Source organism: Pseudomonas sp. S2_H01 (assembly GCF_054668305.1).
The window spans coordinates 5,560,021-5,581,240 of the sequence record NZ_CP162756.1 but is presented as its reverse complement, the minus strand read 5'-3'; the positions used below and the strand labels follow the sequence as shown (position 1 = coordinate 5,581,240).

The window sequence follows — 21,220 nt, the reverse complement described above, 5'->3', positions numbered from 1 at the left end:
CGAACTCGCCCGCTCCCGAGCCCTCACATAAGAACGTTTCGGGCGCAATCGAGGGAACGCGCGATGCAAAACCTTAAGATCGCCACCTACAACGTCAATGGCATCGGCACGCGACTGCCCAATGTCTTGCAGTGGCTGGACCGGGAACAGCCCGACATCGTTTGCCTTCAGGAACTCAAGGCCCCGGACAAATCGTTTCCGGCAGGAGCGCTTGAGGCAGCCGGTTACGGTTCGCTGCACCTGGGCCAGTCGTCCTGGAACGGGGTGGCCATTCTGGCCCGCGACGCGGAGCCGTTGCTTATCCGCAAAGGCCTTCCCGGCATGGAAGACGACACCCACGCCCGGTACCTGGAAGCGGCAGTCCATGGGCTCGTCGTGGGTTGTCTGTACCTGCCCAATGGCAACCCTCAGCCGAGGCCGAAGTTCGACTACAAGCTCAAATGGTTCGAGTGCCTGATTGACCATGCGAAAACATTACAGTCCTGTGAGCATCCGGTCGTGCTCGCGGGCGACTACAACGTCGTTCCCACCGACGAGGACATTTACAACACCCGTTCGTGGCTCAAGGACGCGCTGCTTCAGCCAGAAAGCCGCGAATGCTATCAGCGGCTGCTCGCCCAGGGCTGGCTTGACGCCCTGCGGCACATCTACCCGGACGAGCGCATTTACACCTACTGGGACTATTTTCGGAAGCACTGGCAGACGAATTCCGGGCTGCGCATTGATCACCTGCTGCTGAACCCTGTGCTTGCGCCTCATCTGCAGGACGCCGGTGTCGATGCATGGGTGCGCGGGGAAGAACATGCCAGCGATCACGCACCCACCTGGATTCGCCTCGGCGCGGCTCGAAGGAAGGCCCGAAATCCCGCAAGCGACACGTCCAGATCCGCCCACTCTGCACCCGCGCCGAGCACGCAGCGTGAGGCGTCCAAGCGCAAACCGGACTCCGACCCCACGCCAGAACCACCCGGTACGTCGAAACCCAAGCGCTCTGCAACGGCTGCCGCTGAAACGTCGGCCCTCCCAGACAGCATCAAACCGGAACTCGCGACACTGGTGGAATCGGCGCCCGAGGGTGACTGGCGCTACGAAATCAAGTTCGACGGGTACCGGGTCATGGCCCGCGTCGACCACGGCAGCGTGCAGCTGTTTACCCGTAACGGTCACGACTGGACGCACAAATTGCCACGCCAGGCTGAAGCCATTGCCAGCCTCGGGCTTGAATCCGCCTGGCTGGACGGTGAGATGGTGGTAACCAACGAGCAAGGCGTGCCTGATTTTCAGGCCCTGCAAAACGCCTTCGACGTGGGCCGTAGCGAAAGCATCGTCTACTACCTGTTCGACCTGCCGTTTCTCAACGGCATGGACCTGCGCGAAGTGGCGCTGGAACAACGACGCGAGGCGCTGTCCGAGGTGCTGAAACACAGCGATGACGACGTGCTGAGGTTTTCCGACGACTTTGGCGAGACCCCTGAGGACCTGCTCAACAGCGCCTGTCAGATGCAAATGGAAGGGCTGATCGGCAAGCGCGTCGGCAGCGCGTACGTGTCCCGGCGCAGCACAGACTGGATCAAGCTCAAGTGCAAACGGCGGCAAGAGTTTGTCGTCGTCGGCTACACCGAGCCAAAAGGTGCGCGTAGTAAGTTCGGCGCGCTTTTGCTGGGCCTGCACGACGCGGACAGTGGTGAGCTGCGCTATTGCGGCAAAGTAGGCACCGGCTTCAATGAAGCGACGTTAACGACGATTTACGATCAATTGCTGCCGCTTGAAATCAAAAAAGCCGCCGTGGTGAATCCGCCCACCGGTTTTGAGGCCAAGGGCGTTCACTGGCTTGACCCGAAGCTGCTGGCTGAAGTCGCGTTCGCCGAGATCACTCAGGACGGCTCCGTAAGGCACGCAGTGTTTCAGGGCTTGCGCAACGATAAGCCCGCGCAGGCGATCACAGAGGAGCGCCCTGCCCCTGCCAAGGCCGCAAACGCCGCAAAAGCCAAGAAGCAAGTGCCCGCGAAGCCCGCCCATGCCCGGTCTGAAGACGAGAAAACAGCGCCCCCCGCCACGTCCGGGAAAATCAGGCTCACGCACCCCGAACGGGTCATCGATCCTGTCAGCGGCGCGACCAAGCGTGATCTGGCTGACTACTGCATCCGTGTCTCGGAGTGGCTCTTGCCACAGCTGGCACAACGTCCCGTGGCACTGGTCCGGGCGCCGGAAGGGGTAACGGGGGAGCTGTTTTTTCAGAAAAACGCCGAGCATCTGGCGATTCCGGGCATCGAGACAATGGGCAAGGCCTACACCGGCCATCCGGTCATGCTGATCAACAACCTCGAAGCCTTGGTCGGGGCGGTGCAGATGAGCGCGATGGAGCTGCATGTCTGGAACGCCGTGGCGAAGGATCTTGAGCGTCCTGACCGATTCATTCTTGACCTTGATCCGGACCCTGCCCTCCCCTGGAAAAGCATGGTGGAAGCGACCCAGATGACCCAGGCCGTGCTCGACGAGCTGGGCCTGAAATCGTTCTTGAAAACCAGCGGCGGCAAAGGGATTCATGTGGTCGTGCCACTCACGCCGAAGGCCGACTGGGACACCGTCAAAGCCTTCAGTCACGCCATCGTCAAACACATGGCCAAACTTGTCCCTGACCGATTCTCCGCAGTCTCCGGCCCGAAGAACCGCGTTGGGCGGATATTCATCGACTACCTGCGCAACGGGCTTGGTGCGACAACCGTCAGCGCCTATTCGGTGCGCACCCGCGAGGGGCTGCCGGTGTCGGTGCCGATTTTTCCGGAAGAAATTCACGACATCAAAGGCGCAGACGTCTGGACGCTGCGCAACCTTCATGAACGGCTGGACCACTTGGACACGGACCCGTGGGCCGAATTAGCCAGCACCCGGCAGACCATCACCGCTGACATGCGTGCGCGGGTCGGCATGAAGAAATAGCCGGCGGCTAACAGCGGTAATACAGCCCGTCGAGATGCCGTCGGCCAGCAGGCTTCAGATCAGATGATCGCTTGCGCGCAACGCACGATCCTTTGCGCGCGCATCGGGCAGCGCGGCCTGCACCGTCACCGGGACGGATTTCGCCGCGGGCACTTTGCTGCGTTCGGCGTGATGCCACAACGGAACAAGCGGGTTGCATTCGGGGTAATAAGCGGCCGCGCAGCCTTCGGGAATGTCGTAGGCGATGATCTGCAACGGCCCGACTTCACGCAGGACTTCGGGCTCGACGGCTGTGCGCAGCGTCACCCAGTCGCCCGGGGCATGGCCGAGGCGCACCACATCGTTGCGGTTCATGAAGACCACGCGGCGCGTGCCATGCACACCCCGAAATCGATCGTCATACCCATACACCGTCGTGTTGAACTGGTCGTTGCTGCGCAACGTCATCAGCTGGATCACCGCGCGGGCATCAAGACCGGGCGACACATCGTCATCCTCATCAAGGCCCTGCGGCACCTTGAAACGGGCCTTGCCGGTGTCGGTCTTCCATTCACGCCGGGCTGCGGGCAGTGGACGGTGGAAACCGCCCGGTTCCCACATGCGGGTTTCCATGTCATGGAACATCTCGGGATAGACGCTGGCGATCGCTGCACGGATCAACGCAGCGTCACCGCGCCATGCATCCCACGGAACGCGCTCGCTGCCATCGAGCGTCGCTTGAGCAATGCCGGCGATGATCGCGGTTTCAGACCGCAGCTGATCGCTGGCCGGCGCCGCCCTTCCTTGCCAGACATGCACACAGCCGGTGCTGTCCTCGGTGGTGTAGACCTGCTCGACGCCGTCCTGCACATCCTGCTCGATACGGCCCAGACACGGCAGTAACCAGGCGCTTGCCCCGGGCAACAGGTGGCTGCGATTAAGCTTGGTTGCGATCTGTACATTCAACGCCAGGCCTGCCCACGCCGGCTCCATCCGGTCGGTATCCGGCACCGCGCGGATAAAGTTGCCCCCAAGCGAAATAAACCCGTTCACGGTGCCGTCCAGCATTCCCTCGCAGGTGTCGACCGTCGCTCTGCCCTTGCGCTCTGGCACTTTGAATCCAAACAGTGACTCGATTTTTTCTTTGGGCACCTTGGCCGGATCTTCAGTGATGCCCACCGTGCGCTGGCCCTGGACGTTGGAGTGCCCGCGAACGGGGCAAATACCTGCGCCAGGCTTGCCAATATTGCCGCGCAAGAGCAGCAGGTTCACGAGCATCTGCACGTTCTCCACGCCGTGGCGGTGCTGGGTCATGCCCATGCCGTAGATCACCATGACCCGCTCGCTGCGCGCATAAACCACCGCCGCCGCTTCCAGGGCGCTGCGACTGAGCCCCGAACGACGCTCAAGTTCGACCCAGGGATGGCGCTCGACGTCCGCCAGAAAGGCGTCGACACCGTCGGTGTGTTCGGCGATGAAGTCGTGATCGAGCACCGGCTTTTCGCCACGCTGTACCGCCAGGCGATCCATCTCCAGCAATGCCTTGGCGATGCCCATGACGGCAGCCGTGTCACCTCCAATCGACACTTGGTGGTATTGGGTACTGATGACGGTGGAGTCGGGGCCGATCATCTGGCGAGGCGACTGCGGATTGACGAACCGTTCCAGCCCGCGCTCCCGGAGGGGGTTGAAGGTGATGATCGGCACATGACGCTTACGTGCGTCCTGCAACGGATGCAGCATCCGAGGGCTATTGCTGCCCACATTCTGTCCGAAGAAGAAGATGCAGTCGGTATGCTCGAAGTCGGCCAGCGTCACCGTGCCGACGGGCACCCCGATACTCTCCTGGAGCCCGACCGACGTGCTTTCGTGGCACATGTTGGAACTGTCGGGCAGGTTGTTGGTGCCGTAGGCCCGGGCGAATAACTGGTACATGAACGAGGTTTCCAGCGAGGCCCTGCCCGAGGCATAGAACACGACTTCGTCAGGCTTGAGGGTTTTCAGGCCGGCGCCAATGGCGGCAAACGCGTCCTCCCACGTGGTCGAGCGATAACGGTCCGTTTCGGGGTCGTAGCGTAACGGCGCCGTGAGACGCCCATGCTGCTCCAGTTCATAGTCGTCCCAATCCCTCAGTTCACTGACCGTATGCTGGTCGAAGAAGCCGGGACCGGTCTTCAGCGAAGTCAGCTCCCAGGCCGTGGCCTTGGCGCCGTTTTCACAGAACTCCAGAGCATGGGGGTCGCCCGGCTTGGCCCATGCACAACTGACGCAGGCAAAGCCTTTGGGTTTGTTTTGTTGAAACAGCGCGGCAGGGGTTTTGAACAATGACTGCTCGCGCCAGAGCATTCTCATCACCGAATGAGCCGAGCCCCAGCCTCCAGCGGCTGACGTATAGGGCCGGTAAAACGCAACAGGGTGGATGAGCTGCATGAGACCTCACATTGGCGACGATTGGGAGCGAGCGTCTGAGGTTGTTAGCGCGAAAGTCGAAACACATGAGTGCGTCTGAGCAGCGCAGCGGTGAATCTGCCAACAACCTGAGCAAGCTCTGTTCACATCGATTGAGGTCGTGGCGGTGCCCGCGTTCAAGGTGCCTTGCCGGTATGACGACAAGCGGTCACGATCAGTTGAAAGTGTCGGAATTCAAAAAAGACGAAAAAGAATCGGAATGAGACAGGTGCTGCCGTGTCAGGACTCAGCACCACGGTCGTGCGACGCGGGCGCCGAACGCTCGGCGATGTGGTCCGTCACGCGACGCCCCAGGTTTCCGGTCTTGGTCAAGCGCTCGACATGACGACGCAGGAGCTCTTCCTTTTCCTGCAGCGCCAGGACCATTCTGGCGGTGGACTCAGCGGCCCGAGGGAGGTCCTTTTGAGACAGGTCCACCGAAAGCTCCATGATCCGATTGCCCAATGACCGCAGCTCCTCGGCGGTATCGGACAGGTCCTGCACAAGAGAATCGCGCCGCTTTCGCATCCACATACCAGATATCTCGCCGTTAGCATTGTTGTTGAGTCTCACCCCGCACGCCCGAATATATACGGTCAGTCACGCAAAACGGATGCACGTTTGCGGACAAAACGCAGCCTTTCGCGACATTCAAGACAGGCGGTTAAAACACGGGAATGGCTCAACTCGCCAGCATCAAGCGGTCACGGCCCTCCTGTTTTCCCTGATACAGCATCTGATCCGCGCGATTGAGCGTGTCTCGAAAGGTTTCGCCAGAATGCATGGTGGCCACCGCCAGCGTTGCTGTGACGTTGACCGTCGTTGCTTCACCCAGCGCCGTTTGGGCACGAATGTGCAGCATCAACCGCTCGGCAACCTGTTTGGCTTCTTCAAACGTCGTATCGGGCATGAGCACCAGAAATTCTTCACCTCCCCAGCGAGCGGCGATGTCGGTCACGCGCACACAGTCCGAAATGACTTCCGCTACCCGTTGCAACATCACGTCGCCCAGATCATGGCCGTGTTGATCGTTGATCCGCTTGAAATGATCGATGTCGATCAGCACGATCGAGGTCGAATTGTCGCCCCGACCGCCGCCCAGATGACGCAATTTCTGCAGCACGCGACGGCGGGTGTACAGGTTGGTCAGGCTGTCCCGGTGAGCGGAATGAAACAGGTTCATCTGCATGGTCATGTTGAACCGCACCGTCAGGGCGGTGGCGTGCAGTAACAGGGCCGTCGCGGTGAATGCGTTGACAATGCCAAAAATCTCTTGCGCCTTGACGCCAATCATCGCCCCCGGCACATGGTGCCGGAAGGCAAAGCCGAGGACCGCTACGGCCAGAATCGCGACGCTCAGGCAGGTGCGTCGGACGGGAGACGACTGAAAACTGAAGGCGATGATCGGAACGATGCAGAACATGTAGAAGTGAAAGTTGCTGTCCCAGCCCAGCACCCAGGTGGCAACGGCGGCATGCACGATGATTTCGGCACTGATGAGAAAGCCCGCCCATTGATACCGTCGACGCCGTATGGCAAACAGGCAGCCGATGTAGATCGCGATGCTCAACGCATTCAGGATCCACATCACGGGGATAGCCACGATCAGAAAGAGCCCCAGCAGCAACACGTGAATGGCAAAGGCGATTTGCACGATCGGGATGATGTGCTTCCAGTACTCGGCGGTGGCGTCCCTAACGACCTGAAGGCGGTCATCGGCGGAAAGGGTGTTCATCGAGGCGACTCGCAGGAAAGGCTTGGGAGTGTACTGACCGACATTCTTCAATAAAGTGTCGGCCAGCCAATCAAGCAGTTTATGCAGTCTTTCAGATCGCGAGCGCCATTTTCAGTCGAAACGCCCGAACCCGTGCCGAAGGCACCCAACAACCGCGGCGCCCGCGATTGCCCATCGGCCAACGACGGCCGCTGAAGGCCGTTTTCCGGGGGTAGAAGGCGTCTACCGCCTGTCGCCCCTCAGTCGATACTCGGCATCCTCTGCAACCTGCTCGCGTCGCCCTGTCTGCGAAGACACCAAGGCCGCATCGAGCAGCTTGTGCATGCGGACAGCGTCGTCGAACGTGGCGGCGGCCTGTGTGCCGTGCGCCACGTCTTGCGCGTGCACGTAATACAGCTCGGCGAGCTCCAGCACGGCCGACGGCAGATCAGACGGTGGCAAGCGGAAATAACGGTCCGGAATCGGCAAAACCTGCAGCGGCAGGTTATCGCCGTGAGCGCCCTCGATCACATAATCATCGCCGACTGCGCCAAAGGCCGAGGTGTTGGTGATCCGCAGGTCGCCTTCATGGCCAGTGATCTCCATCTGCACACCCGAACCATTGCGCTTGCCGCCTTCGATGTGAACCGAGACCAGGGCGCCGTCCTCCAGTTGGCCCGCCAGCACCATCTGGTCCGGCGCCGAGGTCTGGAACACCTCGTGGGTTTCCTTGATGGTCACCTTGTCGAACTGATTGACCACAAGACCCGTGACGTTCACCGGCCAACCGGTGGCGGTGAACAGCATGTCGAGAAAATGCCCCGCGTAGATCGCAATCACGCTGGAGAAGTTTTCCACGGGCACCGTCCAGCGCAGCGCATTGGGACGCAGTGCCTGGAAATAATTCATGCTGACGTGAATCCGCACCGAGCGCACCCTGCCGACATAGCCCTGTTGCAACAGATCCTGCAAATAGCGGTTGTGCGGCGCGTGGCGGCGCTGCAGGCCAACGATATGGCGAACACCGGTCTGTTTGGCGAGGCGCGTCAGTTCTTGCGAAATGGCGGTGCTGGTGGTCAGCGGCCACTCGCAATAGACATCTTTCCTGGCGGCGATCGCGGCGCGCACGGCTTCTTCATGCTGAGGCGCCGTGGTTAGCACGATCACCAGGTCCACCTCCGGATGGTTGACCAGCTCATCGAGTGATCCCACCACATGACGGATGCCGAATTGCTCCGCCGCGGCGTGGGCGCTTTCCTGTCGTTGGCTGTAAATGGCGCTGATTTCATACTGGGGCAGCAGAGAAAGCACCCGCACGTGACCGTGCAGGGCCCAATTGCCGATGCCGACCAGGCCGACGCGAATGGGGGTGGAAACGGTGCTCATGACAGGCTCCCTACAGCAAGAAGAATAGAGCCTGGAGTCTATGGAGCGGTTCGTGGGAGAAAAACAGGTCGGGTATCCGAACATTGCGGACAAAATAGCTTAAATTGGCGCACGCTCTGATCCCTTCCCCGCCTTTGGGAGTCAACACGATGCTGGACAGCCTCAGCGGTATCACCGCCTTTGTGCAGGTCGCCGAAACCCGCAGCTTCACCGAAGCCGGGCGGCTGCTGGAAATCTCCTCGTCTGCCGTCGGCAAAAGTGTTGCGCGCATGGAAGAACGCCTGGGGGTGCGCCTGTTCCATCGCAGCACCCGTAGCGTCACCTTGACGGCTGAAGGCGAGATGTTTCTGGAGCGCTGCCGGCGGATCATTCAGGAGGCCGAGCAGGCGGAAATCGAACTGTCGCAACTGGCCGAGTCGCCTCGCGGCAAGCTGCGCATCAGCGTTCCGCTGCAGAACACCCTGATTTTTCCGCTGCTCTCGGGCTTCATGCAGGCCTACCCGCAGATCGAGCTGGACGTCGACCTGTCCGATCGAATGGTCGATGTGATCGAAGAAGGGTTCGATGCCGTGATCCGCACCGGGCAGCCTTCGGACTCCAGGCTGATGGCGCGCAAGCTGGGCGAGTACAAGCTCGAACTGGTCGCCTCTCCGGGCTATCTGGCACGTCACGGGCGGCCCACGCACCCCGATCAACTGCGCGACCACGCCTGCCTGCTGCACAAGTTTCCCGCCAGCGGCGCGCTGGAACGCTGGCCGGTGCGCGCAGAGGACGCTGACAGCGATCCGGAACTGGGAAAGGTCATCACCTGCACCACCACGGACGCCCTTACCCACTTGGCCCTCGAAGGACTGGGGATTGCGTGCCTGGCGGACTTCTCCACCCAGCAGGCCCTGCGCGACGGCACGCTTGAAAAAGTCCTGCCGGCGTTCACCGACCATCGAGGTTCGTTGTGGATGCTCTGGCCCTCCAGCCGCAATGCCACACCAAAACTGCGCGCCTTGATCGATTACTTCAAAGAGCACATCGCGGCGGTGCCGCAGCCCACCGTCCGATCCTGACGACGGACGACGGACGCGGCGATCCGAAACTCACACGCCCGCGTTCTCCTTTATGATGGCCGTCTTTGGTCCAGCGGCTGATACGCGGCCTGCTGTCTTCCTCCACAAGCAAGAGATGATTCATGGCGACTCAAGACCTCACGTTTCTTCCCGACCCCGATGCAGACTCCATTTCCTCCGACGTCGCCACGTTCGGCGGTGTCATGGTTTCCACCCAGGTTCCGACCCGTGCCGATGGCAGCCTGGAACTCGGTGACATCACGGCGCAAAGCGAATGCACGCTGCAAGCGTTGAAGGTGGCGCTGGAGCGCGCGGGCAGTTCGATGGATCGCGTCATGCACCTCACCATCTACCTCACCGACATGGCGGACCGCGCCGCCTTCAACGACGTGTACAAGCGCTTCTTCGCCAAACCCTGGCCTGTTCGCGCCGCTGTTGGCGTTGCCGCGCTGGCGGTCGAAGGCATGCGCGTTGAAGTGACCGCGATGGCGGCCAAGGGCTGAGTCGTTTCGCTGAGTCGGCGGCTTCGTTCACGGCGAGGCCGCCATCGGGCAGTAGAAGGATGCCGGTCAGGCGTTTCGCCGCTACAATGCGCGACTTGCCCGTGACGATCCGACTAAAAAACATGTCCTTACCCAAGCACCACCTCGAATTGCTCAGCCCTGCCCGCGACACCGCGATCGCGCGCGAGGCCATCCTGCACGGCGCTGACGCCATTTATATCGGCGGCCCCAGCTTCGGCGCCCGTCACAATGCCTGCAACGACGTGAGCGATATCGCCGAACTGGTTGAATTCGCCCATCGTTACCACGCGCGGGTGTTCACCACGATCAACACCATCCTGCACGACAACGAGCTGGAGCCGGCGCGCAAGCTGATTCACGAACTGTACGACGCCGGCGTCGACGCCCTGATCGTTCAGGACCTCGGTGTGATGGAACTGGACATTCCCCCCATTGAACTGCACGCGAGCACCCAGACCGATATCCGCACCCTGGCGCGAGCGAAATTCCTCGATCAGGCCGGCTTTTCCCAACTGGTGCTGGCCCGCGAGCTGAACCTTCAGGAAATCCGCGAGATCGCCGATGAAACCGATGCCGCCATCGAGTTTTTCATCCATGGCGCGTTGTGCGTCGCCTTCTCCGGGCAGTGCAACATCTCCCACGCCCAGAATGGCCGCAGCGCCAACCGTGGCGACTGCTCTCAGGCATGCCGTTTGCCGTATACGTTGAAAGACGATCAGGGCCGCGTCGTGGCCTTCGAAAAACATTTGTTGTCGATGAAGGACAACAACCAGAGCGCCAACATCCGCGCACTGGTCGAAGCCGGCGTTCGCTCGTTCAAGATCGAGGGTCGCTACAAGGACATGGGCTATGTGAAGAACATCACCGCCTATTACCGTCAGCGTCTGGACGATGTGCTTGAAGACCGCCCGGACCTGGCACGCGCCTCCAGCGGCCGTACCGCGCACTTCTTCCTGCCCGACCCGGAAAAGACCTTCCACCGTGGCAGCACCGACTACTTCGTCACCGATCGCAAGATCGACATCGGTGCGTTCGACACCCCGACGTTCACCGGCCTGCCGGTAGGCATCGTGGAAAAAGTCGGCAAACGCGACTTGCAGGTCGTCACGCATGACCCATTGACCAACGGCGACGGCCTGAACGTGCTGATCAAGCGCGAAGTGGTGGGCTTCCGTGCCAACATCGCCGAACCTAAAGGCGAGTTCGAGGAGGACGGCGAGAAGCGCTATCGCTATCGCGTCGAGCCCAACGAAATGCCGGCCGACCTGTACAAAGTCCGCCCCCATCATCCGCTGAACCGCAACCTGGACCACAACTGGCAACAGGCTTTGCAGAAAACCTCCGCCGAACGTCGCATTGGCCTTTCGTGGCTGGCGCGCCTGCGTGAAGAGCGCCTGGAAGTGACGGCCACCAGTGAGGAAGGCATCAGCGCGAGCGTCGTGCTGGAAGGCCCGTTTGGCGCCGCGAACAAGCCAGAACAGGCACTGGATCAGTTGCGTGATTTGTTGGGCCAGTTGGGCACCACCCAATACCACGCCACGGACGTCAAACTGGACGCCCCGCAGGCGTACTTCGTCCCGAACTCCCAGCTCAAAGCCTTGCGCCGTGAGGTCATTGATGCGCTGACCGCCGCCCGTGTGGCCGCCCATCCTCGTGGTGGTCGTAAAGCCGAGACCAGCCCGCCGCCGGTGTACCCGGAATCGCACCTGTCGTTCCTGGCCAACGTCTACAACCAGAAAGCCCGTGATTTCTACCACCGTCATGGCGTTCAGTTGATCGACGCGGCCTTCGAGGCGCACGAAGAAACCGGCGAAGTCCCGGTGATGATCACCAAGCATTGCCTGCGCTTCTCCTTCAACCTGTGCCCGAAACAGGCCAAGGGCGTGACCGGCGTGCGCACCAAGGTTGCGCCGATGCAACTGGTCCATGGCGACGAAGTGCTGACGTTGAAGTTCGACTGCAAGCCGTGCGAAATGCATGTGATCGGCAAGATAAAGGGCAATATCCTCGGCCTGCCGCAGCCTGGCAGCGTGCCCGTCGTGGGGCACATCAGCCCTGCCGATTTGCTCAAAACCATTCCCCGCGCACCGCACTGAGTGATGGCCGGGCGCGCCGCAATGGCGCGCCCGGATGCGAAAACGACGGCCATCGGCGTGATCGCGACGTGGCTGTCCAGCGCCCTGCCTCTGCTTCACATTCCACGTTATAAAAGGCGCCCAATGCCTTGTGGAGCCTTGTGAATGACTGTCGAGTTTCGTCCGGCGCGACGTTCGGATGCGCGTGAAATCGCCCGCCTGTTTCAAATCACCTCGGAAGGTGCATCAGATTACATCTGGAGTCAGCTGGCTGAGCCGGGCCAACACCTGCTCGACGTCGGGGAGGCGCGCTATGCCCGCGAGGGCGTGGATTTTTCCTACGAAAACTGCTTGATCGCCGAGGCACATGGCGAAGTGGTCGGCATGATGCACAGCTACGTCATGCGTGAGGATCCCGATGCCCAGCCGCCGACCGACCCTGTGCTTGCGCCCTACGCCGATATGGAGGTGCCCGACACGCTGTACATCTCGAGCCTGGCGCTGCATGAAGGTTGGCGCAACAAGGGGCTGGGGCTTCAATTCCTGCACCGTGCTCAGTCAAGAGCCCAAGCTTTGAGCCTCAAGGGGTTGAGCCTGATCGATTACGCCGCGAACACGGGCGCCCGACGCTTTTACGAACGCCACGGGTTTTCGGTCATAAAGACCTGCCAGATCACGCCGCACCCGATGATTCGCGTGACTGGCGAGGCGTACCTGATGCAACGGTTTTCCTGAGGGAGGACTGCTACAGCCCCGGCCGGCGTCAGCGGCGCGCCAGTTCGTGCCGCGTGCAGCCTTCGTAATAGACCTGCTTTACGCCCTCAGGACGCATTCGCGAGGCGCTGTCGTAGGTCTGTTCGGTGATGCCCAGGGCACTCATGCGCATCCACTGCTGGGGAAAATGCCGGGCCTGCATCTTGTTCCGCGCCCCGTACAGGGTCAGTCCGGCCAGTTTGTATTGCTGCGCGGTGGCGGCAACCCCTGCACCCCAGGTGCATAAATCCCGCTCGTTCTTGCTTAGATCCCGCGCAAACAGGGCCGATGAGGCACCTGCCGCGACACAAAACACCAAAGCAATCCTGAGAGTTTGCATGCAAATCCTTGCCTAACTGACTGATAGGACGTGGATTTTGCCGAGCTTTATGGATAATAGGGGCCAGCAGTTTGCCTCCTTTGGTGGTCAGGCGACCAATGACACGGCTTGCGCTTAAATCGTTGCTGGCGTTTTGACAATTCAGTAACGAAAGCCTGCGCCGCCTGCTACCGTGTAGGAGTTGAGGGTGAACCTTATCGACCGATGACCGGTCGATAGTTGCACCTCTGGCCAGGTTGATCGGTAGCAGCACCGGCGCGTTGATCTGGCTGGCTTTATTTCAAGAAGGACCGTCCATGATCCCTATTCAACGCATCGCCTGGCTCAAAGCATGGGGCGCCCATGGTTTTACAGCCACTGGCGTCGTCCTTGCCTTCCTCGCGACCATCGCGCTGTTCGACAACCAGCCCAAAGCCTGTCTGCTGTGGTTGGGCATTGCCCTGATCGTCGACGGAGTCGACGGTTCGCTCGCGCGCAAGGTCAACGTGCAGTCGGTATTGCCGCATTTCGACGGGTCGGTGCTGGACCTGGTGATCGACTACCTGACATATGTGTTCATTCCGGCGCTGTTCATCTACCGCTATATTCCGCTGCCGGATTACACGCTTCTGCTGACCACTTCGATCATTCTGGTGTCGTCACTGTTCTGCTTCTGCAACACCGAGATGAAAAGCAAGGACAACTACTTCCAGGGCTTCCCTGCGGCCTGGAACGTGGTGGCGCTGTGCGTGTACATCCTTTCGCCCGCGCCGTGGCTCACGTTCATTACCGTGATCTGCCTGGCGCTGCTGACCGTGACCCGGATGAAGTTTCTGCACCCGTTCCGTGTGCGTCGCTTCATGCCGATCAACATCGCCGTGACCAGCGTCTGGTTTCTGTGCAGCTTTCTGCTGGTCATCAATCACCCGTACAACGGTACGGTCGTGCTGAGCGTCTGGCTCGCCATGTCGGCTTATTTCCTCGGCATCTGCATCTGGCGTACCTCGCTTGAGTGGATCGACAAGGCGCGCGTCTGACGCCGTTCAAACGCCCGACAGCAAAAAGCAGCCCTCAGGCTGCTTTTTTGTTTTATGGGTGATCAACTTAGTCGGGCATCGCCATTGCAGGAACCCGCTTGCTGCGGGCCGCGGTCGGACCAATGGGGTGGGTCAATCGGCATCACCGGCGGCTGACCCACCGCGTTCGCTGCCCTCGTAACCTCGGACGTCTCCTACAGGTATTGCGGTGTTCCAGTCATCTGCGCTGGGCATCGGCATCACCGGTGGCTGACCCACCGCGTTCGCTGGCCTCGTAATCTCGGACGTCCTACAGGTTTTGCGGTGTTCCTGCGGGGGTTCAGGACCGCGTATAGCTCAGGGGCAACTGCGTCGTCGATTTGATCTGTTCCATCGCAAAGCTGGAGCTGATGTCGGTGATGCCCGACAACTGAATCAGCTTCTTGTAAACGGCGTCGTAGCCTGCAATGTCGGGTACGACGATGCGCAGCATGTAATCCGTGTCGCCTGCCATTCGATAGCACTCGACGACTTCGGGAAGGGTCGCGATCAAATCGTGGAAGCCGCCAAGCCACTCGGCGTTGTGTTGATTGGTGCGCATGGCCGCGAACACTGTCACCGCGACATTGAGCTGTGCCGGGTCTAGCAGCGCCACCCGGCCACGAATCATGCCCTGCTCTTCCAGTTTCTGGACGCGCCGCCAGCAGGCCGTGCTGCCCAAACCGATGCTCTCGGCCATGTCGGCGATCGGTCGGGTGCAGTCGCTTTGCAGGATGCTCAAAATCGCTTGATCAAACTTGTCCATGGTGTGCGTTTGCCGTTTCAGAGGGTTTTTATGGCGTCGAGCGATAAGGATAGACCCGAAGCATCCCTCGAACGAAATCATATTCGCTGATTGACGGTCTAAATAGGTAAATAATCTAATCCATCGCTGAAACAGCGTTCAGTAATCAATTTTTTTTCAGTTCGACGCTAGTAGTATTTTCAGCATTACGGACAGCGCGGATTTCTCCCCATGAGCACACTTCCTTGTTACTTCGATTACGCAGCCACTACTCCTGTCGATGACCGCGTCATCCAGGCAATGGTGGCGTGTCTGGGCCGCGAAGGCACCTTTGGCAATCCGGCTTCCAACTCCCACGCCTACGGCAATCAGGCCCGCCAGGCGGTAGAACTTGCGCGGCGTCAGGTCGGCGAACTGGTCGGCACTGATGCCGAGTCGCTGATCTGGACCTCAGGCGCAACCGAGTCCAACAATTTGGCCATCAAAGGCATCGCCTTCGGTGCCAAGGGTCCACGTCGGCATCTGATCACCAGCCGCATCGAACACAAGGCCGTGGTCGACACCGTGCGCCAACTCGAACAGGCCGGTTACCCCGTGACCTGGCTTGAACCCGACAGTCAAGGCTTGATCCAGCCGGAGACTGTGCGCCAGGCGCTGCGCGAAGACACGCTGCTGGTCTCCCTGATGCTGGTCAATAACGAGTTGGGCACTGTCACGGACATCGCGACCATCGGCCAGCTTGTCCGCGATCAAGGTGCCCTCTTCCATGTCGATGCTGCGCAAGGCGCTGGCAAACTCGCCATTGATCTGAATGCTCTGCCTGTCGACCTGATGTCATTTTCCGCGCACAAGACGTATGGCCCCAAAGGCATCGGTGCGCTGTATGTCGGTGAGCGAGCGCGTCCGTTGCTGGAAGCGCAAATGCACGGGGGTGGTCATGAGCAAGGCTTCCGCTCGGGCACCCTGGCAACTCACCAGATCGTCGGCATGGGCGCTGCCTATGCCCTCGCCAGCGCCGAGATGGCCGAAGAATTGCAACGGATCAGCACACTGTCGGCCCAGTTACGCGATGGATTGCTGGCCCTGCCGGGCGTCAGCCTCAATGGCGATCCGCAACAGCGCGTCCCACACACTTTGAATATCTGCGTCGACAGCCCGGGCTTTACCGCCATGAGCCTGTCCAGCGAGTTAGCGGTGTCATCGACATCGGCCTGCAACTCGGCCAGCAGCGGCGCTTCCCACGTGTTGCTCGCCATGGGGCTGAGCCAAGCCCGGGCCGGCAGCAGCTTGCGCTTGAGCCTGGGACGCTACACCCAGGCAGCGGACGTAGAGAAAGCCATCGCGGTCATTGCTGGCCGGTTGAGCGCTCCGTCGGCAACGTTCTGGTAGTCAGCACGTCAGTAACCTCTGAAGGTTACATTGAGGAAAGTAACCTTCAGAGGTTACTTTCCTGACAGTTTCAGCACGGCCAGCCCAATGGCGATGCTGACGGTGAAGCTCACCAATGTCCCGAGCAAGACGTATTCGCTGAGCGAGCGCTGCTCGGCGCTTTTGATGTCGTTGAAGCGCAGTATGCTTTTGGCGGTCAGCAGAAAGCCGATGCCTTCCCATTGCTGCAACAGGACGAAGGTCAGAATCAGTACTCGCTCCAGATAGCCAATCAGCGTGCCAGCCCTTTTCAGCGACCCTTCGCTGTTGACGCTGGCAAGCCACGGCGTCAGCACGGCGCCAATCAACGCGGACGCCGGGCGTAAGACCAGCGCATAACCGAGAACGATCAGCAGGTTGTGTGTGCTGAACACGTCTTTGGTCAACTCACCGGCCCACCCCCAATAGCCTTCGGCACTGAGCCAGACCGCCGTGAGGGCGACCACCTGCAAGGCAAACCGCAAGACGAACGCAAATCCCGATTGCCACTTGCCGACCAGCCAGCGAACCACTCCCCAGCCGAGCGCAAAGGTTATGCCCGCCACAGCAGCAACAAGGGCCTGTCGGTCAAAGGCGTACAGCACGACGCCCATCATGGTCCCTTGAGCGAAAGCCACTAACACGCCACGCACCCGCCCAGGGCCTGGCTTGCGCTCTTGCCATTGGGCATAGCCATAGTCCAGGAGCATGTTGAGCAGGATCAACACCAGTAGCACCAACGAGGTATCACGCATCGGGCGACTCCTTGGCCTGCAACTCATTGATCCAGTCCCGCGTACACGCCAGATAGCGATCAAGCAACTTGGCCTGACCACGCTGCAGCGCCTTGTTGATCGCGACCCGTGACTTGCCCAGGTTCTCGGCGATGGTTTGTTGATCACCCGTGCCCAGCAGGTGCGCGTAATAGGCCTGGGCCTCGACCACCGTCCATTTGTCCACCGTGGCGGCGACGAATTCGGTGACCAGTTCAGCCGCCCGCAGCAGGGAGGCGTCGTGGCTGAAGACCGCCAGGGTGAGCTTTTTCATTCCGTCCAACCCCTGCCCAGACAAAACGAACGCCTCACCATACTGCTTGCCGGAGGCCGACGGGCCGACACCGATAGCGATGCGCGCGTCCCAGCGTTCCCCTTCCGGGCTGGCGGTAATCAGGCCCGCGCGTATCGCCAGCGCGCACTCGAATCCGTGGATCGCTTGTGCGGGCACGACTTGAAAACCATCGCCCCGGTAAGTGTCAGTGTTCAATCCATAACGAGCGCCGAGCGCCGTCAGCACACGCTGCAGCCCGTCCAGATACGCCTGGGTATCGGACACGGTCTGTGAGTGCATGAGGTCGCCGGTCAAGACTGCCTTGAGGGTCATGGGTAGGTCCTGAATCCAGTGCAGGGGTGATATTCACTATAGGGCAAATACGCAAGGTGTAACCTTAAAAGGTTACTTTCGAAAATGTAACCTCCTGAGGTTACTTTTACTCAAAAAAATGGCGCGATTGGCAGCCATGTCTAACCTCGCACCCCAAGCACCCCGCGCTGGTTGTTCATGGCTCACCCGGTCTCTGGCACAATCGCCCCTCGCTTTTTCGAGACGAGCATGACCATGGACCTGAACAGCGTTCACCAACGCTTGCACACCGGCAGCAAGAAGTGGAGCCAGTACCCCGAAGACGTATTGCCGATGTGGGTGGCCGACATGGACTTCCCGGTCGCTGAGCCGATCGTTCAGGCGCTGACCGCGCGCCTGCAACATCCGCTGCTGGGCTATTCCGTGGCGCAGGACACATTACGCCAAACGTTGGTGGCGCATCTGGCTCAGCACTACGATTGGCAGGTCAAGCCTGAGGAACTGGTGTTCCTGCCCGGCGTAGAACCGGGCGTGAACATGGCGTTGAATGCTTTGGTGCCCGAAGGCAGCGGCGTGCTGGTGCAGACACCCAACTACGCGCCACTGCTGGATGCCCCGGGTCACTGGAACCTGCCACGCATCGACCTGCCCTTCCATGCCGACGCCGATGGCCAATACCCGACCGACATCGCCGCCTTACAGGGCGTCCTGCCCAAGGTTCGCGCCCTGCTGCTGAGCAATCCGCACAATCCATTGGGCAAGGTCTTCGACGCGCAAGAGTTGCGCGCCATTGGCGATGCCTGCGTGCAGAACGATGTGCTGATCGTGTCCGACGAGATTCACGCCGACATCCTCTTCGATGGCCGTCGCCACACGCCGATCGCGTCCCTGAGCCCGGCCATCGCCGACCGTACGGTGACGCTGATGTCCGCCAGCAAGGCCTGGAACATTGCCGGCATGAAAACCGCGTTCGCCGTGATACAAAACCCCGATCTGCGGCTGCGCTTCAACGCCGGACGCCTGGGCCTGGTCGACAGCGTCAACGCGCTTGGCCTGGACGCCACCCAAGCGGCGTACAGCAAAGGCGCGCCGTGGCTGACGCGGGTCATTGCCTACCTTCAGGACAACCGCGACTATCTGGCGAATGCAATCAAAACCCGATTTCCAGGGATCTCGATGAACCTGCCGCAGAGCACCTACCTGGCCTGGCTGGATTGCTCGGGACTGGATATCGAAAACCCTCAGCAGTTCTTCCTCAATGAAGCCAAAGTGGCGCTAAGCGCAGGCCATGAGTTCGGTGACGATTGCGGCCAGTTCGTACGGCTGAACTTCGGGTGCCCACGCTCGATGCTGGAAGAGGCACTGGCCCGTATGGAGCGCAGCCTTCAACGACGGGGTTGATCAGACACCCAGCCGCTGGGTCGCGAAGTCGATGAAAGCCCGCAATTTCGGCAGCCGCGCGCGTTGCGGTGCATAGATCAGGTGGACCGGCTTTGGGGACGGCAGATAATCTCCGAGAACGGACACCAGTGCGCCACTGGCCAGGTCATCAGCGACCAGGAAGCGCGGCTGCATCAAGATCCCCGCCCCGGCCAGCGCGGCCAGACGCAATGCAGGGCCGTCGTTGCTTTTCATCACCCAGTGCTCAGGCCAGGGAATGTCTGTATTTCCCTCCTTGAGCGCCCAGTTGAAGCGTTGCGTCCAGCTCGAATGCACCAGTAAACGGTGGTGCGCCAGATCGGCCGGTTTTTCCGGCGTGCCATTAAGCTGCAAATATTCAAGCGACGCGCAGATGAGCATTTCGTAGGCCTGCAGCGGTTTGGCGACCAAATCCATTTCTTCCAGATGAGCAATACGGAACGCAGCGTCGAAGCCGTCCTGCAGCAAATCCACGGAACTGTTGTTGAGGATCAGCTCCACCCGAATCTGCGGGTAAGCCACCAGGAAGGCAGCCACCAGCGGTGCAACCATGCAGGAACCCAGCGTCATCGGCGCGGTGATGCGAAGCAGTCCATGGGGTGTCGATTGCAGTCCTTCCACACTTTCACACGCCTGTCGCCACTGCTCGAGCACCTGACGCGCCTCGGCATAAAAAGCTCGCCCTGACTCTGTCATTTGCATGTGCCGCGTGGTCCGCTGAATCAACGGCGCCCCGAGGCTCTGCTCGAGCGCCTTGATGTATTTACCCACCATCACCGCCGAGATTTCCAGCGTTGTGGCGGCCGCAGTAAAACTCCCGCCGTCGATCACGGCAACGTACACCTCAAGACTGCGAAGCCTGTCCATTACAAACCCTGGGTTAGAAATCCACGAATGAAGCCTGCATTTATCACGATTGACGCAAGCAATACAGTCAGGTTTTGGCACTTCACTTGAGGAACGTCGATGCAAACATCACTGGAGCAGGCCCTGGCTGCGTTCCCCCGAGTCGCGCTGCTGGATGAACCGACGCGTATCCAGCGGGCCGAACGACTTGAAACAGCGCTCAAAAAGTACGCCAAAGGCGTCGGCATATACCTCAAGCGTGACGATCACATGCCCGTCGGTGGTGGCGGCAACAAGTTACGCAAGCTCGAGTTTCTGCTGGGCAGCGCTCAGCAAGATTGCATTGATACGGTGATTACCGTTGGTGGCGTGCAGTCCAACCACGCGCGTCTGACGGCGGCAGTCTGCGCACGTCTGGGCCTGAACTGCGAGTTGGTCCTGACCCGTGCGGTGCCAAAATCCGATACCGATTACGACCACAACGGCAACGTCCTGCTCGACCATCTCTTTGGCGCCAGACTGGAGACCCATCCGGGCGGCACCGACAGTCTGGCGATTGCCCATGCCCGCGCCGGGCAATTGCGCCAGGCCGGGCGCAATGCACTGGTTATTCCCACAGGCGGCTCCACGCCACTCGGCGCGCTGGGGTACGCCCGCTGTGCCGCAGAAATTGCACATCAGGAGCAGCAACAGGGCATTCGCTTCAAACATGTGATCGTGCCCAATGGCAGCGCCGGCACCCATGCGGGCCTGGCCACAGGTTTTGCCGCCCTGCAGCGCGAGCCCGGCCTGGTGAAATCCTTTGCCGTATTGGTCGAACAGGCGGCCGCAATCGACAAGACGCGGCAGTTGATGCAGGCGACCGCTCAGTTATTGGGTACGCCAGAGGCAACACCGACCGAGGCACCTAATATCGACGGCAGTCAGCTGGGCAGCGGTTATGGCCTTCCAACCCAGGACATGCTGGACGCGGTTCGCCTGATGGCACGCAGCGAAGGCCTGTTATTGGACCCGGTGTACTCTGGCAAAGCCTTTGCCGGACTGATCAGCGACTTGCGGGCAGGCCGTTATCAGCCTGGCGACAACGTGCTGTTCGTCATGACCGGGGGGGCGGTGGGTTTGTATGCGTATCGCGAAACGTTCCAGCCGGAGTGACCGGCCAAAAAGCACCAGACTCGCCGACCTGACGG

18 protein-coding genes are annotated in these 21,220 nt (G+C 60.6%); 9 read left to right on the top strand and 9 right to left on the bottom strand.

The window, feature by feature from the left end; all coding sequences use genetic code 11:
- The first annotated feature begins 63 nt into the window (after window positions 1–63).
- On the top strand, window positions 64–2,940 hold the full coding sequence (gene ligD, locus AB4N84_RS24755; RefSeq protein ID WP_460043655.1) for a DNA ligase D: 2,877 nt from the start codon (window positions 64–66) through the stop codon (window positions 2,938–2,940).
- A gap of 54 nt (window positions 2,941–2,994) precedes the next feature.
- Here ligD and AB4N84_RS24750 read toward each other — a convergent pair whose 3' ends face one another.
- From AB4N84_RS24750 to AB4N84_RS24735, 4 genes are all read right to left on the bottom strand, one after another.
- A complete protein-coding gene (locus AB4N84_RS24750; protein WP_460043654.1) occupies window positions 2,995–5,349 on the bottom strand; it encodes an FdhF/YdeP family oxidoreductase in 2,355 nt (784 codons plus the stop codon).
- Window positions 5,350–5,607: 258 nt separating this feature from the next.
- Window positions 5,608–5,805, bottom strand: a complete 198-nt coding sequence (locus tag AB4N84_RS24745) for a hypothetical protein (protein WP_460043652.1) — start codon at window positions 5,803–5,805, stop codon at window positions 5,608–5,610.
- A 244-nt stretch (window positions 5,806–6,049) separates the two neighbouring features.
- Entirely contained in the window at window positions 6,050–7,102 is a 1,053-nt protein-coding gene (locus AB4N84_RS24740; RefSeq protein ID WP_460043650.1) for a GGDEF domain-containing protein, read from the bottom strand.
- 222 nt (window positions 7,103–7,324) lie between these two features.
- Window positions 7,325–8,467, bottom strand: a complete 1,143-nt coding sequence (locus AB4N84_RS24735; protein WP_460043649.1) for a Gfo/Idh/MocA family protein — start codon at window positions 8,465–8,467, stop codon at window positions 7,325–7,327.
- Between the two features lie 152 nt (window positions 8,468–8,619).
- Between AB4N84_RS24735 and AB4N84_RS24730 the strand changes: the two genes are divergently transcribed.
- From AB4N84_RS24730 to AB4N84_RS24715, 4 genes are all read left to right on the top strand, one after another.
- Entirely contained in the window at window positions 8,620–9,528 is a 909-nt protein-coding gene (locus AB4N84_RS24730) for a LysR family transcriptional regulator (protein ID WP_074751401.1), read from the top strand.
- 122 nt (window positions 9,529–9,650) lie between these two features.
- Window positions 9,651–10,031 carry a RidA family protein gene (locus tag AB4N84_RS24725; protein ID WP_074751088.1) on the top strand — a complete coding sequence of 127 codons (381 nt, stop codon included), beginning with the start codon at window positions 9,651–9,653 and terminating at the stop codon, window positions 10,029–10,031.
- A 122-nt stretch (window positions 10,032–10,153) separates the two neighbouring features.
- Window positions 10,154–12,148: a peptidase U32 family protein gene (locus tag AB4N84_RS24720; RefSeq protein ID WP_074751089.1), complete on the top strand. Its 1,995-nt coding sequence runs from the start codon at window positions 10,154–10,156 to the stop codon at window positions 12,146–12,148.
- Window positions 12,149–12,292: 144 nt separating this feature from the next.
- Window positions 12,293–12,862, top strand: a complete 570-nt coding sequence (locus AB4N84_RS24715; RefSeq protein ID WP_460043648.1) for an N-acetyltransferase family protein — start codon at window positions 12,293–12,295, stop codon at window positions 12,860–12,862.
- A 28-nt stretch (window positions 12,863–12,890) separates the two neighbouring features.
- Here the strand turns inward: AB4N84_RS24715 and AB4N84_RS24710 are convergent, their stop codons facing one another.
- The gene (locus tag AB4N84_RS24710; RefSeq protein ID WP_074751091.1) at window positions 12,891–13,220 is read right to left on the bottom strand and encodes a hypothetical protein; all 330 of its coding nucleotides are present in this window, start codon (window positions 13,218–13,220) and stop codon (window positions 12,891–12,893) included.
- Window positions 13,221–13,516: 296 nt separating this feature from the next.
- Between AB4N84_RS24710 and pcsA the strand changes: the two genes are divergently transcribed.
- Complete coding sequence (pcsA, locus tag AB4N84_RS24705) at window positions 13,517–14,236, top strand: phosphatidylcholine synthase (protein WP_074751093.1); 720 nt, start codon at window positions 13,517–13,519, stop codon at window positions 14,234–14,236.
- Between the two features lie 319 nt (window positions 14,237–14,555).
- Here pcsA and AB4N84_RS24700 read toward each other — a convergent pair whose 3' ends face one another.
- A complete protein-coding gene (locus AB4N84_RS24700; RefSeq protein WP_074751096.1) occupies window positions 14,556–15,020 on the bottom strand; it encodes an Lrp/AsnC family transcriptional regulator in 465 nt (154 codons plus the stop codon).
- Window positions 15,021–15,230: 210 nt separating this feature from the next.
- Here AB4N84_RS24700 and AB4N84_RS24695 point away from each other — a divergent pair, with 210 nt between their 5' ends.
- Window positions 15,231–16,388 carry an aminotransferase class V-fold PLP-dependent enzyme gene (locus AB4N84_RS24695; protein ID WP_460043647.1) on the top strand — a complete coding sequence of 386 codons (1,158 nt, stop codon included), beginning with the start codon at window positions 15,231–15,233 and terminating at the stop codon, window positions 16,386–16,388.
- Window positions 16,389–16,441: 53 nt separating this feature from the next.
- Here the strand turns inward: AB4N84_RS24695 and AB4N84_RS24690 are convergent, their stop codons facing one another.
- Window positions 16,442–17,161, bottom strand: a complete 720-nt coding sequence (locus AB4N84_RS24690) for a hypothetical protein (protein ID WP_074751099.1) — start codon at window positions 17,159–17,161, stop codon at window positions 16,442–16,444.
- Window positions 17,154–17,786: a hypothetical protein gene (locus AB4N84_RS24685; RefSeq protein ID WP_460043645.1), complete on the bottom strand. Its 633-nt coding sequence runs from the start codon at window positions 17,784–17,786 to the stop codon at window positions 17,154–17,156. Before AB4N84_RS24685 ends, AB4N84_RS24690 begins: the two co-directional genes overlap by 8 nt.
- A 228-nt stretch (window positions 17,787–18,014) precedes the next feature.
- Between AB4N84_RS24685 and AB4N84_RS24680 the strand changes: the two genes are divergently transcribed.
- Window positions 18,015–19,166, top strand: coding sequence for a MalY/PatB family protein (locus AB4N84_RS24680; protein ID WP_460043643.1), 1,152 nt, complete (start codon window positions 18,015–18,017; stop codon window positions 19,164–19,166).
- Here AB4N84_RS24680 and AB4N84_RS24675 read toward each other — a convergent pair whose 3' ends face one another.
- Entirely contained in the window at window positions 19,167–20,051 is an 885-nt protein-coding gene (locus tag AB4N84_RS24675; RefSeq protein ID WP_460043641.1) for a LysR substrate-binding domain-containing protein, read from the bottom strand.
- A 99-nt stretch (window positions 20,052–20,150) separates the two neighbouring features.
- Here AB4N84_RS24675 and AB4N84_RS24670 point away from each other — a divergent pair, with 99 nt between their 5' ends.
- The gene (locus tag AB4N84_RS24670) at window positions 20,151–21,185 is read left to right on the top strand and encodes a D-cysteine desulfhydrase family protein (protein ID WP_460043639.1); all 1,035 of its coding nucleotides are present in this window, start codon (window positions 20,151–20,153) and stop codon (window positions 21,183–21,185) included.
- Window positions 21,186–21,220: the final 35 nt, after the last annotated feature.